This is a genomic window from Aequorivita xiaoshiensis (assembly GCF_022008395.1).
GTDB lineage: Bacteria > Bacteroidota > Bacteroidia > Flavobacteriales > Flavobacteriaceae > Aequorivita > Aequorivita xiaoshiensis.
In genome coordinates, this window is sequence record NZ_JAIRBB010000047.1 from 1 (window position 1) to 1,113 (window position 1,113).

The following is a 1,113-nucleotide window of genomic DNA, read 5'->3' on the forward strand; positions in this document are numbered from 1 at the left end:
TTCGCCTATTTTTTATATACATTGTTGTACGCAGGCATTTATTCCTCATAGGTTTTTAAATATTCCATTATTTTCGGATAGAAATCTGCGATTGATTTGTATTTATCTCTGTTTAAAATATAATTTTCAAAGAAATCATATAAAGGAATCGCCAATTTAAAATGTTGTGATTGGTTTTCTATTTCTTTTAAACCTTCTTCTTTTCCGAACTTTTGCTCCAAAATTCTGGCTGTACAAACTCGAACAATCAATTCGTCTAATTCATTTTCCCATTTCGATTCGTCAAGTTTTTCCCCTTTGCTTGTTGTCAGAAAAAGAGTTTTGATTTTAGATAAGTCATTTTTGTAATTCTGTAAAAAATCTTGAACAAAAAGATGACTTATTTCGTGAGTCACCACGTTAAGATATGGTATAAATATAACAGGGCTTTCATCCGTGTGATTTTTGTCTTCGTCATTCAAATAAGCCAGCCGGAACATTCTATTATCTTTGAAATTGACATTATTTGATGGAATAGCATTGTTTCCCATATTGTTTAGTAAATCAATATAGATTACAAATTTTCCCTCTGCGGATTTTCCGTAAAAGGATTGAATTTCATTTAAAATTCCAGATTTTTTGACAGAATCTTTTGCTGTTTCGCAAACCGATTTGTAAAGTTTTTTATGCTTTTTAATGAACTTTTTTACTTTACAGTCCTTGTAAAATTCATTAAAATGATACAGAAATGTATCTTTAGAAGTGCTTCTGATATAGTTAACTTCAGGTTTTATTTTTATTTCAAATGGATAGTCTTCGGATAGGAAAAGACCTAATGACGCAATATCATATCCATCCCAAGATTCTAAATTTCTGTACCAATTTAATGCCTTATGGTTTTTATATGGTTCAAAGTAGGTTTTGAAATCTTTGTAATAATTAGATGGTGTTGGTTTAATATCCATTGTGTCAACAGTTGCCAATGTATAGAAGATACTTAATGCTTCCATTCTGTGGTCAACTTTTACATCCAAATTTTCCTGTGCTTTTAATGTGCTTAAAAATGTTATGAATATTCCTGTCAGGATAAATTTTAATTTCATATACGTGATTCTGTTTTGCTTGCGTACAACG

The 1,113-nt window shown here is 29.9% G+C and carries 1 protein-coding gene; it reads right to left on the reverse strand.

Translation table 11 applies throughout. From position 1 onward, the window contains the following. Window positions 1–38: 38 nt before the first annotated feature. Window positions 39–1,082 (reverse strand): DUF4932 domain-containing protein, encoded by a 1,044-nt coding sequence (locus K8344_RS13900; protein WP_237609279.1) that lies wholly within the window; start codon window positions 1,080–1,082, stop codon window positions 39–41. Window positions 1,083–1,113 lie beyond the last annotated feature (31 nt).